Source organism: Candidatus Omnitrophota bacterium, from assembly GCA_034717435.1.
Taxonomy (GTDB): domain Bacteria; phylum Omnitrophota; class JAUWXU01; order JAUWXU01; family JAUWXU01; genus JAYELI01.
Window position 1 is genome coordinate 1 of sequence record JAYELI010000010.1, and the last position, 18414, is coordinate 18414.

The 18414-nt window shown below is 44.7% G+C and carries 20 protein-coding genes; 1 reads left to right on the forward strand and 19 read right to left on the reverse strand.

The features are described from left to right. Positions 1-193, forward strand: a 193-nt coding sequence (locus U9Q08_00485; protein MEA3328208.1) for a hypothetical protein, incomplete at its 5' end; no start/stop codon positions are given. A gap of 184 nt (positions 194-377) precedes the next feature. On the opposite strand, the gene ilvB is transcribed toward U9Q08_00485, so the two are convergent. The 19 genes from ilvB to U9Q08_00580 all read right to left on the reverse strand — a co-directional run bounded on the left by ilvB (position 378) and on the right by U9Q08_00580 (position 18279). Beyond that, complete coding sequence (ilvB, locus tag U9Q08_00490) at positions 378-2051, reverse strand: biosynthetic-type acetolactate synthase large subunit (GenBank protein ID MEA3328209.1); 1674 nt, start codon at positions 2049-2051, stop codon at positions 378-380. A 115-nt stretch (positions 2052-2166) separates the two neighbouring features. Further along, on the reverse strand, positions 2167-3228 hold the full coding sequence (locus U9Q08_00495) for a type IV pilus twitching motility protein PilT (GenBank protein MEA3328210.1): 1062 nt from the start codon (positions 3226-3228) through the stop codon (positions 2167-2169). A gap of 26 nt (positions 3229-3254) precedes the next feature. Beyond that, positions 3255-3869 (reverse strand): prepilin-type N-terminal cleavage/methylation domain-containing protein, encoded by a 615-nt coding sequence (locus U9Q08_00500; GenBank protein ID MEA3328211.1) that lies wholly within the window; start codon positions 3867-3869, stop codon positions 3255-3257. A gap of 71 nt (positions 3870-3940) precedes the next feature. Then, positions 3941-4303 carry a type II secretion system protein gene (locus U9Q08_00505; protein ID MEA3328212.1) on the reverse strand — a complete coding sequence of 121 codons (363 nt, stop codon included), beginning with the start codon at positions 4301-4303 and terminating at the stop codon, positions 3941-3943. Between the two features lie 18 nt (positions 4304-4321). Then, positions 4322-4759 (reverse strand): type IV pilin protein, encoded by a 438-nt coding sequence (locus tag U9Q08_00510; protein MEA3328213.1) that lies wholly within the window; start codon positions 4757-4759, stop codon positions 4322-4324. A 53-nt stretch (positions 4760-4812) separates the two neighbouring features. Then, on the reverse strand, positions 4813-5262 hold the full coding sequence (locus tag U9Q08_00515) for a prepilin-type N-terminal cleavage/methylation domain-containing protein (GenBank protein ID MEA3328214.1): 450 nt from the start codon (positions 5260-5262) through the stop codon (positions 4813-4815). Between the two features lie 76 nt (positions 5263-5338). Continuing rightward, positions 5339-6562 (reverse strand): type II secretion system F family protein, encoded by a 1224-nt coding sequence (locus U9Q08_00520; protein MEA3328215.1) that lies wholly within the window; start codon positions 6560-6562, stop codon positions 5339-5341. Next, the gene (locus tag U9Q08_00525; protein ID MEA3328216.1) at positions 6562-8286 is read right to left on the reverse strand and encodes an ATPase, T2SS/T4P/T4SS family; all 1725 of its coding nucleotides are present in this window, start codon (positions 8284-8286) and stop codon (positions 6562-6564) included. The genes U9Q08_00520 and U9Q08_00525 overlap by 1 nt, the downstream gene beginning before the upstream one ends. A 19-nt stretch (positions 8287-8305) precedes the next feature. Next, positions 8306-9874: a secretin N-terminal domain-containing protein gene (locus U9Q08_00530; protein ID MEA3328217.1), complete on the reverse strand. Its 1569-nt coding sequence runs from the start codon at positions 9872-9874 to the stop codon at positions 8306-8308. Between the two features lie 2 nt (positions 9875-9876). Further along, complete coding sequence (locus U9Q08_00535) at positions 9877-10266, reverse strand: hypothetical protein (GenBank protein ID MEA3328218.1); 390 nt, start codon at positions 10264-10266, stop codon at positions 9877-9879. Positions 10267-10269: 3 nt separating this feature from the next. Next, complete coding sequence (gene pilO / locus U9Q08_00540; GenBank protein ID MEA3328219.1) at positions 10270-10797, reverse strand: type 4a pilus biogenesis protein PilO; 528 nt, start codon at positions 10795-10797, stop codon at positions 10270-10272. 5 nt (positions 10798-10802) lie between these two features. After that, on the reverse strand, positions 10803-12338 hold the full coding sequence (gene pilM, locus U9Q08_00545) for a pilus assembly protein PilM (protein ID MEA3328220.1): 1536 nt from the start codon (positions 12336-12338) through the stop codon (positions 10803-10805). Further along, positions 12331-12537, reverse strand: a complete 207-nt coding sequence (locus tag U9Q08_00550; protein ID MEA3328221.1) for a helix-turn-helix domain-containing protein — start codon at positions 12535-12537, stop codon at positions 12331-12333. Before U9Q08_00550 ends, pilM begins: the two co-directional genes overlap by 8 nt. A gap of 140 nt (positions 12538-12677) precedes the next feature. Further along, on the reverse strand, positions 12678-13085 hold the full coding sequence (locus U9Q08_00555; GenBank protein ID MEA3328222.1) for a hypothetical protein: 408 nt from the start codon (positions 13083-13085) through the stop codon (positions 12678-12680). After that, positions 13086-14501, reverse strand: a complete 1416-nt coding sequence (locus U9Q08_00560; GenBank protein ID MEA3328223.1) for a hypothetical protein — start codon at positions 14499-14501, stop codon at positions 13086-13088. 14 nt (positions 14502-14515) lie between these two features. Beyond that, positions 14516-15463 carry a hypothetical protein gene (locus U9Q08_00565; protein ID MEA3328224.1) on the reverse strand — a complete coding sequence of 316 codons (948 nt, stop codon included), beginning with the start codon at positions 15461-15463 and terminating at the stop codon, positions 14516-14518. A gap of 192 nt (positions 15464-15655) precedes the next feature. Next, positions 15656-15790 carry a hypothetical protein gene (locus tag U9Q08_00570; protein MEA3328225.1) on the reverse strand — a complete coding sequence of 45 codons (135 nt, stop codon included), beginning with the start codon at positions 15788-15790 and terminating at the stop codon, positions 15656-15658. A 55-nt stretch (positions 15791-15845) separates the two neighbouring features. Next, on the reverse strand, positions 15846-16775 hold the full coding sequence (locus U9Q08_00575; protein MEA3328226.1) for a hypothetical protein: 930 nt from the start codon (positions 16773-16775) through the stop codon (positions 15846-15848). Positions 16776-16902: 127 nt separating this feature from the next. Continuing rightward, the gene (locus tag U9Q08_00580) at positions 16903-18279 is read right to left on the reverse strand and encodes an HD domain-containing protein (GenBank protein ID MEA3328227.1); all 1377 of its coding nucleotides are present in this window, start codon (positions 18277-18279) and stop codon (positions 16903-16905) included. Positions 18280-18414: the final 135 nt, after the last annotated feature.

Below are 18414 nucleotides of genomic sequence, written 5' to 3' on the forward strand. Positions count from 1 at the left end.
CACCTTAACCGAAATTAAAAATAATAACGCTAAAAAGGTCATTCTGAGGCCGAAGGCCGAAGAATCTCAGAAAACACGGTTTTATGAGATCCTTCGGTCGCCCTTCGGGAATACTCAGGACTTCCTTCGGTCGCTTACGCTCCCTCAGGATGACACCTATCTAGTTCCGGAGTTCCGGGGACACCATACTTAATTACCTATTTGCAAGACTTCTGGGGTAATTAAGTATAATGTCCCCGAAGCTCCCGCATTTTCTAACTCTAAGTATTTTTTCACGTTTCAATTTAACAATTTAGCAGTTTAGCAGTTTAGCAGTTTAGCAATTTAACAATTTAACCATTTAGCAATTTAACCATTTAGCAATATTAATATATCTATTAAGCCATTCCTCCGATCATCCGGTTAATCGCTTTTCCGGCCGGCACCATTGGAAAAACATTTTCTTCCGGCTCAATTACAAAATCCAGCACTACCGGGCCGGGCGTTTTAACAGCTTTGCTCAAAGCCGGCCGGACCTGGCTTTTTTTGGTAACACGAATACCTTCTGCTCCATAGGCCTCAGCCACCTTTACGAAATCAGGATTTCCTTCCATATAGGTATGCGAATACCGCTTATGATAAAAGAGTTCCTGCCATTGCCTGACCATACCCAAATAGGAATTATTAAGAATGGCTACCTTTACCGGAACATTATTATTCACCGCTGTGGCCAGTTCCTGAATATTCATCTGAAAGCTTCCGTCGCCGGCAATATCAAAGACTATTTTGTCCGGTTTTCCTATCTGGGCGCCGATAGCAGCAGGAAATCCAAACCCCATTGTTCCTAACCCCCCGCTGGAAACAAAGGTGCGGGGCTTGGTATACTGATAGAACTGAGCCGCCCACATCTGGTTCTGGCCTACCTCAGTGGCGATAATCGCCCTGCCTTTAGTGATTTTATAAATTTCTTCAACTACATACTGTGGTTTTAATTTGCCTTTATCACCATAAGAAAGAGGGTGCTTTTTCTTCCATGTCTCTATTTTTGCCAGCCAATCATTTATTGAACATTTTTTGACAAATTTATTTAATTCAAGTAAGACATTGCTGGCATCGCCGACTATCGGGATATCCACCTTAACATTCTTGCTTATCGCAGCCGGATCAATATCAACATGGACAATCCTGGCTTGGGGCGCAAATTCGGAAAGCTTGCCGGTAACCCGGTCATCAAACCTGGCTCCAAGGGCAATTATCAGGTCAGATTCCATAATAGCGTGATTAGCGTAGGCTGTGCCGTGCATCCCGAGCATCCCCAGGGATAATCTATGGGTTTCGGGAAATCCGCCCAGGCCCAGCAATGTCGTAGTTACCGGAATGTTGGTCTTAACAGCCAGTTCAAAAAGTTCTTTGGCCGCGCCCGAGATAATAATCCCCCCGCCGGCATAAATAATCGGTTGTTTGGCCCGGTTGATCATCCCGGCCGCTTTTTTTATCTGGCCGATATGGCCAAAATAAGCAGGCTTATATCCACGCAGGTTCACCTCTTTAGTATATCTAAATTCTGTCTGGCTGGTGGTCATGTCTACCGGCAGGTCTATCACTACCGGCCCGGGCCTTCCGGTAGAAGCAATGTGAAAAGCCTGTTTAATTACCCGGCTGACTTCTTTTACATCTTTGATTAGATAATTATGCTTGGTTATCGGCCTGGTGATGCCAATAACATCTGCCTCCTGAAACGCGTCATTTCCGATCAAAAATGTTTTTACCTGGCCGGTGATAGCTACTATCGGCACTGAGTCCATATTAGCAGTGGCTATACCGGTAACTAAATTGGTGGCCCCGGGACCCGAGGTGGCCATGCACACACCGGTCTTTCCTGTTGCCCGGCTATAACCGTCAGCAGCATGAACAGCTCCCTGTTCATGCCTGGTAAGTATAAATTTAATTTTAGGATTTTTATAAAGCTCATCGAATAAAGGCAGGAGCGACCCTCCGGGATAACCGAAAATAGTATCCACGCCCTGCTTTATCAGGGTTTCAATCAATATCTTTGCGCCGGTTTTGTTCATTACTGAGTGCCTTTCACAAAACTCATAACATATTTATTCTACGATTCGTTTAACGTTGTCGATGCTCGTATCGACAAACACAAACGAGTTTCTATACTTTCAGTTTCATAACGCCCTAACTCTTATCCATCAACTCGGTTAATTCTTTTAAATCAATGCTTCTTCTAGACGCCTCTTCCCATGAAATTATCCCCTTCCGGCAAAATTCGGCTAAAGACTGGTTCATCGTCCACATGGTATATTTTCTGGAAACCTGGATAATCGAGCGGATCTGAGCCAGGTCATTCTCTCTAATCAAATTACGAATAGGCGGGGTAACGTTCATCACTTCAGTAGCCGCTACCCGGCCGTCCTTATCCAGGCGGGGAATAAGCTGTTGGACTATCACCCCGACCAAAACCAGGGATAACTGCACCCTGATCTGCTGCTGTTGATAGGCGGGGAATATATCAATGATCCTGCTGATTGCGTGGGTGGCATCGCCGGTATGCAAAGTAGCTAAAACTAAGTGTCCGGTTTCTGCTAAGGTAAGGGTAGTATGTATGGTTTCCAGGTCCCTCATTTCGCCGACTAAAATAATATTCGGGTCCTGCCTGAACACATGTTTTAAGGCATCACTAAAAGACAATGTATCAGTGCCTATTTCCCGCTGGTCAATAGAGCTTTTTTTATGCCGGTGAAGATATTCGATCGGGTCTTCAATGGATATTATGTGACAGGCTCTTTTATTGTTGATATAATCAATCATTGCCGCCAGGGTTGTGGACTTACCGCTCCCGACTACCCCGGTAATCAGGACCAGGCCGCTGGGGCTGTCGGCAAAATTCTGCGCTATCCGGGGAAGGCCTAATTCCTCAAAGTCCGGTACCTCAAAAGGGATCCGCCTGACAGCTACTGCTATCGAACCTCTCTGCCGGTAAATATTAACCCTGAACCTGCTTAGGCCTTTTATGCCAAAGGAAAAATCCAGCTCTTTATCTCTTTCAAAAGCCTCAATCTGTTCCTTGGCCAAAATGCTATAAGCCAGGCTTTGCACCATATCAGAGGTAAGATTTTCAAAATCAGCAATCATCAGCTCACCGTTTATCCGCAGTTCAGGAGGCCGGTTAACGGTTAAATGCAGGTCTGAGGCCTGTTTTTCTACTGTCAGCCTGAACAAAGTCTCCATATCAAGCATAATCTTACCTCGCTAATGTCATCTTGTTAATTCCTCCCTTTGCACCACAGGGCTGTTTTTGTCGTCAGGGTAACAACGGGATTATTTGCCGTGCCCTGCGGAGGAGCCGGAGGTATAGATTTATCTACCGCGGTTATCTGAACAGTTACAATTGGAACATCGGCAGAACCGTCCTGGACATTAAAAGCGCAGGCCGTAATATCGGCTCCCGCGCCCTGAGCGGTTCTCGGGTTGGTGATATCTTCCCATGACCACCCTCCTCCCCCCGGGCCACTAAAGCCACATCGAATCTTCTTCTGCCATGGGAAGTAGACATATAAACACATAAAATCATCCGTAAAGTCTGCCGGTGTATTTAACGGGGTATTTATGTTCAGGTCATAATCCAGCCATAAAAATAAAAACCACCAAACTTTCTGAACCCGGTTAGCGAGCCGGATGTGGCGGACAATATGATCCATCCCAAGCCTTGCCTCATTGCTTACCCTGGCTTTTTTACCGGCCTGGATAAAACCCATCCGGCTGCTAAAGTTAATGCTGGCTGCTGCCGCGCCGATTAAAGAAATAAGGGTAACAGCAACCAGGAGCTCGGTTAAAGTAACGCCTTTTTTTAAATCCATTGTGCCTTTCACAAAACTCACAACATCTCTATTTCACAATTTGTTTAACGTTGTCGATGCTCGTATCGATACTCGTCTTGGAAAATTGAATATCAGGGTTCGGTCCAGTTTATTCTAACCGTAACTTTTTTAACATCATCTACGCCATCAGCGTCGAAATCTATGTCATTGATAGTATACGACCTTGCGGCGTTAACAGCCGGATCCAAATTAACGTTATCAGGGACCGGCCCAATAAGGTCTGCCCTATTGGGCGTCCCCTGTTCTCCGACACAACCCTTCAAATACTCCAGTTTTTCTTGAGCAAAATTAAGGGCTGATATCCTGCGGCTGGCAAGATTCACGTTTCTCCGGCTCATAACCAAAGACCTGAGCATCCCGGCTGTTACCATGCCAAGAACGATCAAGGCAACAGTAACCTCAATTAAAGTTATCCCTGATTTTTTTCTCATCATTTTACCCGTGGCTTCGGTTTACGGATACGTGCCGGCAATCTGTCCGGTTTGATCTATCGTAAGATTCTTACCTTTTCTTGTTGCCCGGGCAGTAAACGTGTTTGCCCCGGAAGCTGTAATCGAATAGGCAAACTTCGCGCTGCCGGCATTAGGGTCTTCCAAATAATCAAGGGATACCAGGCTGGCGGCATTGAGCGGGTCTAATGAAGCATTATACGTGTTGGCATCCGACCGGTACATCCTCTGCGCCGTATAAATAACCCGCAAAACAACTTTTGCCTGATCACCGAACGAAGTCTCTATTGTCTGTTCATAGGTAGGAACAGCCACGGCGGCCAACACCCCAATGATTATCACCACTATCAACACCTCAATAAGCGTAAAAGCCTTTTTTTCCCGAAACACAAACCTTACCCCTTTTCTATAATTCTGTTTTATTAAAACCACTAATTTCAACTTTAATTACTACCTGCACTGCTTAGACAGGTAGATTTCACACAGTTATACTATTACCATCCTGCGCCGTAACTAATATCGCCGGTTTCATCTATGTCTGCTATCGCGTTTGCTATTAGATTACCACCGTCAGTAACTTTAGCATCATATCTTTGAGCTTGAATAGTATAGGTAGCAACTCCCAAAGCAGGAAGAGTGTACTCAAAATATCTCTCGACATTTGCATTAGGATCTTCAATGTCCAGGCTTCCGAGTACGCCATCAGCAAGATTTGCGCCCACGTATGTTCCTATCCCGAATCTGGCTAACTGGTCACTCCAATACCTCGTCAGTGACATTCTAATAGTATCCATTTGAGTAAATGCCTCAGCGCCCCTTGCCCTGGTAATGGTATCTATGTACCGGGGTATGGCTATGGCTGCTAAGACACCGATGATTATAACCACGATCATTAATTCTAACAATGTAAAACCTTTTTTATTCAACTTTTTATTCAACCACATTTCATCCTCCTTTAATTTGTGTAATCATTTTTTAATCTCTGTAATCATTTTTTATTTTTACTTTTTTATCACCTCCTTACATCCCTCTACCCATCTGAGCTATGCTGAACAAAGGTAAATACATTGAAATTACCAGCCCGCCGATTATCACTCCCATAACAATAAGCAGGGCCGGCTCGAACACTGAAACAAACCTGCTGACAAATGTATCTACCCGCTCTTCGTAATAGGTGGCAACCTTATCAAGCATAGCGCCTAATTCACCGGTCTCCTCTCCCACACTGACCATCTGAACCAGTAAAGAAGGAAACATCCCGCTTTTTTCCAGGGGGCCGGCAATGGTTTTTCCGTCGCGCACGCCTTCTTTTACCTCTCCCAAGGCCCGGGCAATAATTACATTACCGGCTGTTTTCCCCATTATCTCCAGGCCGTATAATATCGGCACACCGCTGCTGATCAGCGTAGCCAGGCCCCGGCTGAACCGGGCAAGTAAAAGCATGTGAATTAAATTCCCAAAAACAGGAACGCGCAGTTTAAACCGGTCGAACATCTCTTTGCCGGCCCCGGTGCGGCCATAAACATACGCTGTATATATTATACCACAGATAACCGCAATAAACCAGATAAAATAACGGCGAATAACAAATGACAGGCCAATGACCAGGGAGGTCAAAGGAGGGAGGGCCGTATTAAAACCCTCGAATATCTCGACAAAGGTAGGTATGATCTTCATTAAAAAGACAACTATCGCGGCGATACATACTATTATCAATAAAGCCGGATAGACCAGGGCGGAAACTATCCTTTTTTGGAACGATGCCGCGGCTTCCAGGTAATCAGCCAATTGATTCAGGGTTGCCGGGAGCTTTCCGCTTGATTCGCCGGTCTCTACTAAATTGAGCCAGTAATCAGAAAATATCCTGGGGTGTTTGGCTAAGGCATCCTTAAAAGTAAGCCCGCTGGCTATATCTTCCCTAATCTCTTTCAGCGCCAGATAAAGAGACCGGCTTTCTATCTGCCGGATAACAATATCCATACCCCTGAGCAGGGTTAAACCCGCATTCAACAGCGTAGAAAGCTGCCTGGACATAAGAATGAGGTCTTCTAATTTAAGCCCGCTGTGAAGCTTTTTCTCTGCCCGTCCTTTTCCTTTTTTTCCAAGATCTTCCTGCTTTAGAAAAGTAACCGTAAGCCCCTGCTGCTGCAGATTAGCAATCAACTCAGCCTGGTTTATTGATTCTAAACTGCCCTGGACAAGCTTGCCTTTTTTATCCCTGGCCGTATAATTAAACTTTGCCATTATTCTTCGCCTGTATAAACAATGCCGCTCATTACCTCATCCATACTGGTAACACCCTCGGCCACTTTGCTAAGGCAGTTATTCCACAATGTCTTTATCCCCATTTCCCTGGCTGTCTGCCTTAATACACTAATTGCCGCCTTACTGGAGATCAATTGAGAAAATTTCCCGGTCATCGGGACCACCTCAAGTATTGCTATCCGGCCGCTGTAACCTTTCTGGCCGCACTTATCACAGCCTTTGGATCTATAGAGCAACTCCGGATTAGCTCCCAGGGTTTTTTTCTCCTCAGCGCTGGGCTCATAGGCCTGTTTACACTCCGGACAAAGTTTACGCACCAATCTCTGAGCAGCTACCAAACGCAGAGAAGCAGCTAATAAAAACGGCTCTATCCCGATATCAGTCAAACGGGTTATGGCTGAAAGCGCGTCATTGGTATGCAGGGTGCTGAGCACCAGATGCCCGGTCAAGGAAGCGCGGATGCATATCTGGGCAGTCTCCAGATCCCGGACCTCGCCTACTAAAATTACATCAGGGTCCTGGCGCAGAAACGCCCGCAGGCCGTTAGCAAAGGTCAGGCCGATCTGGGGCTTTACCTGAACCTGGTTAATCCCATCCAGCCGATACTCTACCGGGTCCTCTAAGGTGATAATGTTCTTATGAGGCGATTTAATGCTTTCCAGCGCCGCATAAAGCGTGGTGGTCTTGCCGCAGCCGGTCGGCCCGGTCAAAAAAATCAAACCATAAGGGCTGTTGATCGCCTTCTCAAAATCTTCAAATATCTTTGGCCCAAAACCAAGCTTTTTTAAATTCAAAGGGATCCTGGTTCTATCCAGAATTCTTAAGACTATCTTTTCTCCGTAAATAGAGGGGATAACCGATACCCTTAGATCAATTGTTTTTTTGTTTGTTTTGACGGTAAAAGCGCCGTCCTGGGGCAGGCGTTTCTCGGCTATATCAAGTTTAGCGAGTATTTTTATCCTGGAAACCAATGCCAGGAACATTGATTTAGACGGGGGAGAGGTTTCATAAAGCATGCCGTCCACCCGGTAGCGAACGGTCATCTTGTCTCTAAACGGCTCGATGTGGATATCGCTGGCCCTTTCTTCAACAGCCTGTTTGAGAATGAGATCTACCAGCTTAACCACCGGCGCTTCTTCTGCCCTGGCTACCAGCTCATCCAAGCTCAGCCGCTCGTCTTGCTTTGTTGTTTCTATTTCTCTTTCGGTTTCCTGTTCATAAGAAGCGCTGATCGCTTCGCGAAGAGAATATCCATGGCCATAGAACTTATCAACGGCCTGTTGTAAATCGCTGTTAGGTGTTATTACGAGGTTAATTTCACAGCCGGTCAATTTCCTCAGGTTATCCAGCATCAAAAGGTCAAGGGGATCAGTGCAGGCCGCGGTCAGGGAATTCAGGTGTTTTGATAACGGAAGAACACGATAACGCCGGGCAAAATCCTCGGGAATCATCAGGTCTAAATCCTGATCCGGGGCCGGGTTCAATTTTGAGAGGCCTTCTTCCTGGAGCGCGTAAGGAATTCCTAACTGCTCTCCCAGGGCAACAACTATATCCTTTTCCTCAACCATTTTCAACTTAACCAGGAGTTCGCCGATGAGCCTGGGGTCTTGCTGTTGAACCTTCAAAGCCTCTTTTAATTGCTCTTCGTTGATCAGCTTCTTTTTAATTAATATTTCACCTAACTTTAGTCTTTTTTGAGGCATAGCGAAAATAATATAATTCCTATCTGGTCTTAGCCAGGGCCCTTTCAGCCAAAAACTGCCTGATTGCTTCTTCTATCGCAAGTTCTTTTTCAACTTCTACCTTACCTGCGTTTGCGGACCTGTGTATTTGCGGCTGTGAGCTAAGACCCCTTTGCGCATCAGGTATTGAAGAAGGCTTTGAGGGCCGAGTCTCAGGCCGGTCAATACTGGAAAACTTCACTTCGTTTTTCACAATATGAGGCGTAATAAAGAAAACGAGCTCTTTTTCCGTATCCTCAATTTGTTTATGCTTGAATAAACCGCCTATTACCGGAATATCTCCTAAGAAGGGAATCTTTTCGAATTCCTTATCATTTATCTTTGAGATCAAACCTCCGATTATCACTGTCTGGCCGTCCTCGACCATCACCGTGGTCTTTGCCGTCCGAAAATGAAGGTCGTAAACAACAATGTCTTCTGTGGTCATACCCGTAATCTCTGAAAGCACCTTACTAATTACCCGGGGCTCAATAACCATTTTGATTAGATCATCCTTATTTACAACCGGGGTGACCTTAAGCGATACGCCCGGCCTTTCGTCTTCCTCGGCCCTCTCGAAAGTAACAGTCTCTATAGCCGGGCCGGTTTCAGGATACTCCCATGTTTTCGCTATTGAAATAGCATCATTGGAATTAATGTTGATCTCCGCCGCTTCGTTACTTAAAGTCAAAATCCGGGGCCGGGCTAAAATCACTGCCTTGCCTTCGCTAACCAGCATATCTAAAGCGGCCTGGATGTTGCTAAACCCTAAGCTGCCGGTAATTAAATCGCTGGTCCACATACCGATACTAATCGGAAAAATCATGTCAGCATCGTCCAACCCAAAAGAAAAAACCTGGCCATTATTCCCCCATTTAAACCCTAAGCCTTCCAGAGCCGAAAGGGTTGTTTCTACCACTTCCGCTTCAATCATAATTCCCGGGATAGGCACATCCAGCCTGGCTATAGTGGCTTCGATTATTTCAAAGCTGGCCGGGATATCGGTGATAATCAGGCTGTTGGTCCGGCGGTCAACGGCAATCTTGCCGTTTTCAGTAAGCATGCCCTTTAATAAGTAAACTATATCTACCGTCTCTTCTAAACCCTCTAAGGTCTCTCTGCCGGAGTATGCCGTGGCGGCTTCTTTTTCAACCGCCTTTTTTTCAATGTAAACCCGGCAATAATCCAAAGTATATACCCTGGTAACGGCCTCTACCTCCAAGAGCGTCTTTTCTTTGACAATAAATATATCGCTGTCCAAGGCCTGCTCGTAGATCAATTTATTTGCTTCTATAATATTGTCCAGAGCGTCCTGAACCGATACATTATCCAGATACAGGGTAATCTTTCTATCCTTTATCTCTTCGCCGGCAATAAAATTAAGGCCTGACTGCTGAGAAAAGACTTTTAACACATCCTTCAAGTCCGCGTCCTGAAAGTCCATCGAGATGCCCGCCGGCGGGCCGGCCCCTGTTCCCGGCTGCGGATAAGACTCTGCCGGCGCCGGCCGCAGTATTACCAGGCCCATTATACCCGTAATGCTTAACGCGATAAGAAATCCTTTTTTCATTTTTACTCCCCCCTTATTTTTCGGCCTTTGCCCGCCGGCCGGATAATAAACTTTTTACCCCGGTAAAGAAAAGTTATGCCTTGCTTATCTATCTCTATTATTTCCGCTTCCTGGATAATGTCACCCTGCTCAAAAACCCCGTTATTTATAATCGCCTGGGGCCGGATACCCCCCCAGATCATTCCTTGAATTTCAAAAATCGGCAGTGCGGCCGGCTGTCCTTTTTCTTCGGACACTTCGACAGGAATAGCCAGCTCTACGGGCATCTTCAGGGGGTCCCGGTAATCTCTGCCGGTGTATTCAACTGCCCGGGCTAAAGCAGGTTTTAAGCAGGCAATTACTGATAAAAAAAACAAAAAATAAAAGATAACCGGTAATTTAATTTTGATCATTGATCATTTTTTATAAACAGCGCTGATTTTTAATACCAGCTCAGCCACCGCAGAATCTCCATATTTGGAAACATCTGCCCGGCCTATCCCTAATCTGGTTTTTTCGATTAGTTTAAGCTTAATGTCATCCACTTTAATGAATATTTTTGAGCTTTCTAACTTACTGATAAAATCACCTAATTGGTGATAAGCGCAAATTGCCTTCAGGCTGACGCATAAAAAGCCGTAACCTGCCTGTTCCCTGGAAGAAAGAGGCCTAATGGAAACCAAGTCGATCTCTGTATCGCTGATTATTTTGTTTATGGTTTCTAAAAATTGATTCGTGTCTGCGTTATTTGACAAATGTGGATTATATTCCTTTAATTTTTCCTCTATTCCTTTAATTTTCCCTAAAATCGCTTGTTTCTTTTTTTCTTCGCTTATCCGCGCCTTGGCCGTCTTTATTTTCTTGGCTTGAGCCTGATGAATAGAGTTAGCGGTTAATGCGCCTAACAAAATTATCAAAATAACTGGGGCAACGACATTTTTCATATCAATTACATCCCGGATTTATGTTCTCCGCTGGAACAGATCAGCTTGAATTTGGTTGTTTCAAACCCGTCTGTCCCGCTTTTTTCGATGGAGATCAAATTTACGCTGGAAATCCCTTTAATAAACAATTCATCTTTACGAATATTATTTATTGCTTCCTCCACCAACCGTTGTTCCTGGTCCTTATCGGAAGAAAAGGCATTGGCTTCGATAATTAAAGACCTTGAAATCTTTTCTCGCTTTAGGCCGCTTTCTATGTTAATATCATTTATCCATGTCCCTTCCGGAAAAAGCTTTCCCAGCCTGCTCAGTTTTTTTGTCCAATATACCCTTTGGCCAATTAACGACTCCAGAAAATAAAGCTTTTTGATCAGGTCATTTTTTTTCTGTGATAAACTCGAAACAGCCGTTCTATCCACATTCAGTTCCATTTCAACCCGGGGCCTCTGCGCAGTTAGTTTTCTCAATTCTTCTTTTTTGCCCGACAACCGGTTAAACATGGTTAAATACAAGACCAGCAGTAAAAGGCCTATTATTGCAACCTCTCCAAAAATTATCTTTTGAATATTTACCTTTATTGGCGCCGCTGCCGCGGCTGCTGTTTTCTTTGGCCGCAAAGCCAGGTTTATGTCTATTGCCTTCCTGGCCAGGCCCCGCAGGGCTAAACCACTGGCTATCGCCAGGCCGGAAGGCATTTTAACAGCATCCTGTATCGCTTTACGAAAATCACTGATCGCAACCGGTATTTTCAACTCCTGGTTTAAAAGCCTGTCCCAGCCTTCTAATTTACTATTGCCGGATAGAATAATCCGTGAAACAGCCTCTCCGGGAAACTGCTTTTTATGATAATCCAAAGACAGGCGGAGCTCATTGAGCAAACTTTCGAATTCCGAACCTGAGCCGGGGGTTTGGGCTGTTTTAGCCAGGGTAACGTTCCTGGTCAGGTAAAGCGCTTCATTTTTAAGGACGGTGATAGAAGCTGAATTAAGGCCAACATCAATAATTACCGTGGTTTCGTCTTTTTTGATCTCCTTGTTAAAATAAAAAAGCCTGGCTAAACTAAGACAAGATGCCTCAATAACAGCTGATTTAAGCCCGGCCTGGCGCAGGAGCAGAAGGTGCTGTTCAACCGATGCTTTTTTGGCGGCTACAAAAACCACCTCCATTTGCGAAGAACCCTTTTCAGGTTCGATTACCTGAAAATCAGATATTATTTCTTCAAGTTTAAACGGAATATATTTCTTAGCTTCAAACCTCACGCCCATATCCCGTTCTTTTTTAGGCAGGCAGGGCATCTTAAAATATCTTATCATCAGCGCCTTTTCCGGCAGGCTGGTTATTAAATTAGCGGGCTTGATCTTATTTTCTTTTAAAACCTCCCGGATAGCCTTTGCCCAGGGCTCACTGCCTTGTGTCAGCGCCTCTCCGGAAATCTCTGCCCGGTTAAAACTGATTAATTTGACCCCGCTTAAGCTTTTTTCGAGCTCTACCAGGTCTACTGTATTATCCCCTAAATACAGGCCTACCGTTCTGTTAGCCACTTTTTCCTGCTCCTTTTTTAGGAGGCCTTGCTTCCTGACGCTGCTGCCTCAACCAATCATCTATCTCTTTCTTCTCAAACCTCCAGACATGGCCCATTTTAATACCTGAGATTTTCTTCAAATGAAGCCAGTTATAAACAGTCTGTTTTTCCACTCTTAGATAGATCGCCAATTCATTTATATCCATCAATTTACTCATATCAATACACTTTTATTTAGTGCTTTTTCTTCTTTTTTTATTAGTTCTTACTTGTTTTATAACAAAATATAAAATAACACACAGAATTTACCTTGTCAAGCTTTTTTTAAAAAGGAGACTAATTTTTTATACTTATCTTATTATTTTATTCTTACGTTGTTGGCATCAACCGCAGAGTCTATATGATAGGTGATCCCCGGAGGATCACCCGGCTGGGGATTTCTTATTCTCACGACAATGGGAGGGTAATAACCGCTTCCCGGAGGGTCTTCTATCCTGTTGAGGTTAAGCGCCAGCTCTCCTCCCAGCTTATTGATATCATCTGCGGGAAAAAGCGCTGGAGCATCCCGGCACTTATGAACAGCCCACTCTACACCGGCCTGGGCCAGATAAAACGCCTTGGCATGCTTGATCTGCTGAGCTGTAGAGTGGTAGTGCCCGCGGGCCAATGTCAATATCGAACCGACAAGAATAACCATGCTGATAGAAAAAACAATGGCTGTTACCAGGGCAACGCCTCTACTGTTTTTTACCCTATTATCCATCATTTAAAATTTCCTTATGACCTTAAGCCCGGAATTAGTCTCGATTCTGAATTTTGAAGCCATTGCGTCAGCAGGATCAACCAAGGCAATTCCATAAACAACTCCGCCTTTGCTTATCCTTAAAGGCGAGGTCAATACCCCGACCGGCTCACCGGCAAAAATTACCGTATCGGCGCCGTCATAGCCGCGCAGTCCAATGTCGATATATGGCCCGACGGGGCCACCACCGCCGACATCTATTCCTGCAAGTCCCCAATCAGCAGCACCCCACAACGCCCCTCTCGGGCCTCCAATTATGCCACCAACGTACAAACCGGCAACATCCACCGCCATACTATGGACACAATCGCTATGTTTAACGACAGCACCATCGTCATATTTATCATCGCCAAAATCCATCGAAGTGGACCAAAGAACATTGCTTAAATCATTAAGGTCCCTTTTATCGATTACCCATTGATGCTCATTTAAACCGGCAGGGGCAGGCAATTTCTCACCGCGTCCATAATATAAGCCGGTAGCGTCAATTGCAATCGCAGCACGTGTGCCAAGAGTACATTCCGTTGTGCCGGTATTTCCTTTTACAGAATCCAGAGGTGCGCCTCCGCCCAAGCTTATTTTTTCAAGTTTCCAATCGCCGAACTTCTTTTGAAGGACATATACACCGGTATTGTCTACCGCTATATCAGCAACCGGCCACTCAGTATTGTAGGACCATACAGGGTTTCCATTAAAATCTCTTTTTTCAATCTTTCCGGCTCCGACCGGCGGCTTAGGCTGCGGCTCGGAAACATATATACCGGTATTATCTATTGCTATTTGTTCGTACTGACCGCTAGCAAGGCCTTTTACAACTCCGGTAGATAGATCCAGTTTGTCAATACCGTTTTTATTCATCACATTACCGATCGCACCAACGGCATATAGAAAATTACCTGCGTTATCAATAACAATTTCATTATATCCGTAAGACGTAGAACCGGTGCTTACAAGGCCCTCAAACGCTAAGGTGCTAAGGTTTCTTTTTTCAACAATCTTTTCGCCGGTGAAGCCCGGTACTCCTCCGCCAATATATAAACCTTTGTTTGGATCTACGTCGCGTACAACAATAGATGGATAAACCCATGGCCAGGAATTAGCAAGTGTAGCAACGTCAAGAAGCGCTCCGTTAGCAAGATCCCTTTTTTCAAGTCTCCACGACTTTGATATTGTCGGCGGAAGAGAATAAATTCGGCCTACAACATATAAAGCGCTGCTACCTATAGCAACATCGTAAACCTCCGATATGCCATATACCCATACAGCACCTGCCATACCTTTACTTTCATAACGCCTAGTCCAGTCAGCCCTAACGATAGGACAATCAAAAAAACAAAATAAAAAGCAAAAAATCAAAATAACAAACCATTTTTTATTCATTCTCTCTTACTCCGTTATAAATCCGTCCTCAGCCAGAGCCGGCCGTCAGGCTTGGCTAAAGCAGCTTCTGCAGCCGCAGAACCAACTGTTTGAATTATTAATCCATCGGTGGCCTTTATTGGCCCGCCGACGACCTCTAATCTGTTGGTCCCGGGAGTGGTTGTGCCAATGCCCAGATTGCCACCCATTATTGCCAGGTTAGTTGATTTACCCCCAGCCATCCCAATCCAACTGCTATAATCAGGAGCAACTTCAGTCCCCGTATTGTATTGTTGAAACTGAATTCTGGGAGGATCGTCTTTATCGCTCAATTTTAAAATCGGGGCAGAAGGTTTCGGGGCTACGCCATAATCTACAAAAATACGCCCGCCATCTCCACCCGAGCCAAATCTGGGCCAACTCGCCACATCAAGCATATATCGCGGAGTGTTTGTCCCGATACCGACGCGGCCTTCATAAGATATCCTCACTGATTCAAACATAGGCCCCACACCATCTGTCCCTTGAGTAAAAAACGCTAATCCTACATGGTCGGAATCTGCATGTTCCATAACACTTGCTATCCCTGCTCTTCTTCTACCACCACTACCAAACCACGTAATCCCGCCATAATAATTTCCAAGTGCATTCTGTACCGCGCCTCTTAATATAATACTATCCTGGCCAACCGGGCTCATACCGCCGTCATATGGAGTTGTGTTCCACACACGCAATGTTGCTGCTTCGGGATCAGTCGTCCCGATGCTAACACTGCCCTCAACTATCAAATCAGCAGGGTCGGCTATGGGAAATGCGGCTGAGTCAAACCAGGTATTGCCTATCCCTAACTTCTTGGCTCTTAATTCTTCATACCCCCCGTAAGGCGCCGGGTAATAGGTGGTAATGGTAACATTCTCGGCAAAAACGCCGGAGCTGAGCACAACCAGGCCGAACATTAATAACAATAATAATATCTTTCTCATACTAACCTCCCCCGTTTAATTAGTGTGCTCTTCACAACACTCATAACATCTCTATGTTACAATTCGTTTAACGTTGTCGATACTCGTATCGATGCTCGTCTTGGAAGCTGGAAGCTCGAACTTAATAAATCATCCAGCTTCCATACCTATCTTCCAGTTTCGATACCGGCATCGACAACCACAAACGAGTTTCTATGTCTTTGGTTTCCTCCGTGTGTTAATTTCCCTCAACTTCCCTAAATCAATTATGTCTCTATCCCGGCCAGCCTTTTTCTTGCTCTCGAGCAGTTCCTTCATTTTTTTGTCCGGCTCGACTAAAATATCCATATAATCGGATTTTAAATCTGTGTAATCATCAAAGAAAGACTTTTTCAGAGCTCTCTTAATAATCCTTCTCTTTCTCCGCGACCAGGAGCCACAATCCTTTATGGCAATACAACACCGAAAATAACTCATCCATCGCTGTCTTAATTTTACCGCCTAACTCAATATCAAAACTCTCAGACACCGCGGGATGAAGTATCTTGAAGCTGTTAGACCAGACCACAGCCCCGGTTTCGGCATTCTGAATAAAGATTATAATCTCTAAGGTCTTTTTAATTTCTTCGGAAAACTCAAGTGTTGCCGGTTTGAACTCTTTTAAGGACGGCAGTCCTTCTTCATATTTACCTGCCAGGCCATAATAGGCTAATTCTTCCGACCGCAGGCGAAAAGGCAGGATTCCGCCGAAGGGATCGGGTATCCCTTTCTCGATAATGGTTCTGGTATCTATAAACGGCCGGGGCGTTGCGTCCAAGATCATTCCCCGGACAAAGGCATCTACCTTTAATTTCTTAGCCAATTTCCTGATCCTGCTTTTTGACAGGCCGGCAGCGGCCTGGTAATCGGCGGTAATGTTTTTTAATATCTGTTTAGTCAGTATCGAGCTATAGCTTGAGTGTATCACGCTCCATTCCTGGGAAGCCGGGTTATTCTGTCCCTTAAACGGCTTGATTATCTCTTCGGAAACAAGCAGCTGCTCAATCATCCGGCCTGAAACAACCGGGATCTTTTTGTTTTTAAAGCAGTCCCTGATATAGTCGACCGTGTCACTGCTGCCTTTCCAGGACAGGACTGAGCTGAATACCTGGTGACTGCGGTCGGAAAACGGCAGTATCGCTATTTTTTTCATCCCCAGGACTACCACGTAATCGGTATGCCCGATCTCGCCGCGCGGCCGGGCAGCAGACACAAAACCTAAGTTTACCGCAATAATCAATGCCGCAATAACCACTGCCTGCAGCCAATAGTTTTTGTTAAACTCTTTCTTCACAACTCTCCTTGGTATAATCTTCGGTATAATCATAGATTATACTTGATTACGAAGATTAAAAGGCAGATTACAGAGATTATTTTTTCTCGGGAAATCACTGTAATCTTATTTTTAATCTCTGTAATCATTAAATTAATTTTATGAACTTATCCACCACATCTTTATCAAAATGCGTACCGGAATAGTCTGTCAGCTCTTGTTTGGCCTGCTTAACGCTCAATGCTTTTCTATATGGACGATTTGAGATCATCGCGTCAAAACTGTCTGCTACCATTAATATCTTCAAAGAAATAGACATATTTTCACTCTTTAAACCATCGGGGTAACCCTTGCCATCCACCCATTCCTGGTGATGCCGGACTAAACCGCAGAGATTGGTTAATCTTTTAACCGGCTTCATAATATTTTCACCGATTATGGTGTGCTTCTTGACCAGCTCGTATTCTTCCTTGGTCAATCGGCCGGGTTTACGAAGAATGGCATCGCTTATTCCGATCTTACCGATATCGTGTAAAAGCGCTGCTTCTTTTAAGACCTCTTTTTCTTTTTTATCCAGGCCAAACTCGCCAGCTAACATCATACAATAATCGACTACCCGGTTTGAATGACCGCGGGTATACTGGTCTTTGGCTTCTACTGCCATTGCCAGGGCAGTAATAGTCTCAAAATAAGTCCGTTCTATATCCTGGTTAAGCCTTGCATTTTCAATAGCAATGGCGGTCTGGCTGGACAGGCTGGAAAGCAGAATAACGTCATCCTGGTTAAACGACCCGTCACTTTTATCGTTAACCGATAAGGTGCCTATTACCTTCCGGCTGTGAACCAAAGGAACACAAAGAAAAGAACGGCCGATACGCTGAGGTTTATTTTCCTTGGCTACCCGGCCAATCGGGCCTTCGCCAATTTTTATTCTGGTTTTGCTTAAGCCGTTATCCAGCCCATAGGCCACCTTTACAAACAGTTCCTGGTTTTTTTCATCTATCAGCATCAAGCCCCCTGATTTTGCGTTCAGGGAATTGGTCACAACCTGGACTATCAACTCTAAAAGATTATTTATGTCGTGCATCGAGGTTACCGCTGAACCTACGCGGGAGAGTATATTCTGAATTAATTTTTTCGATTCTTTTAATTCTTCGATATTCTGCCTGAGCCGGCGGGTTACCCGGTTAAAAGACTCGCTTAATTCACCGAGCTCGTCTTCCTGCTTAACATCTACCTCCCTGGAAAGGTCGCCGTTGGCAATAGCCTTGCCGTTCCTGGCTACTCTTAATATAGAATGGGCAATTTTTCTGCTGAACAAAAAACCGGTCAGGGATAAACAAACCATTAAAAAAATTATCAGCTCGCTTTCTCTGATTATCTTTTCTGTTTTGGGCCCGATAACTACATAAAAAATGTATAGGGTTAAAAGAAGAGGGATCAAAGCGGCTATTGTATAGGAAATGGCAAACTTCTGGAATAATTTTTGGCTGCCTGAGGATTTAAATTTAAAAAATCTCCCCACTAATCCCTCCAATGAGGTTAGTATTGTTTTTAATTATATCAATCATTACCCATATTGTCAATAACTTCTAATGAGTTTGTTATCTACGAATTAAAAGTGCACAGTTTTAGAGCGATTTATGTTTTAAAAGTGGAC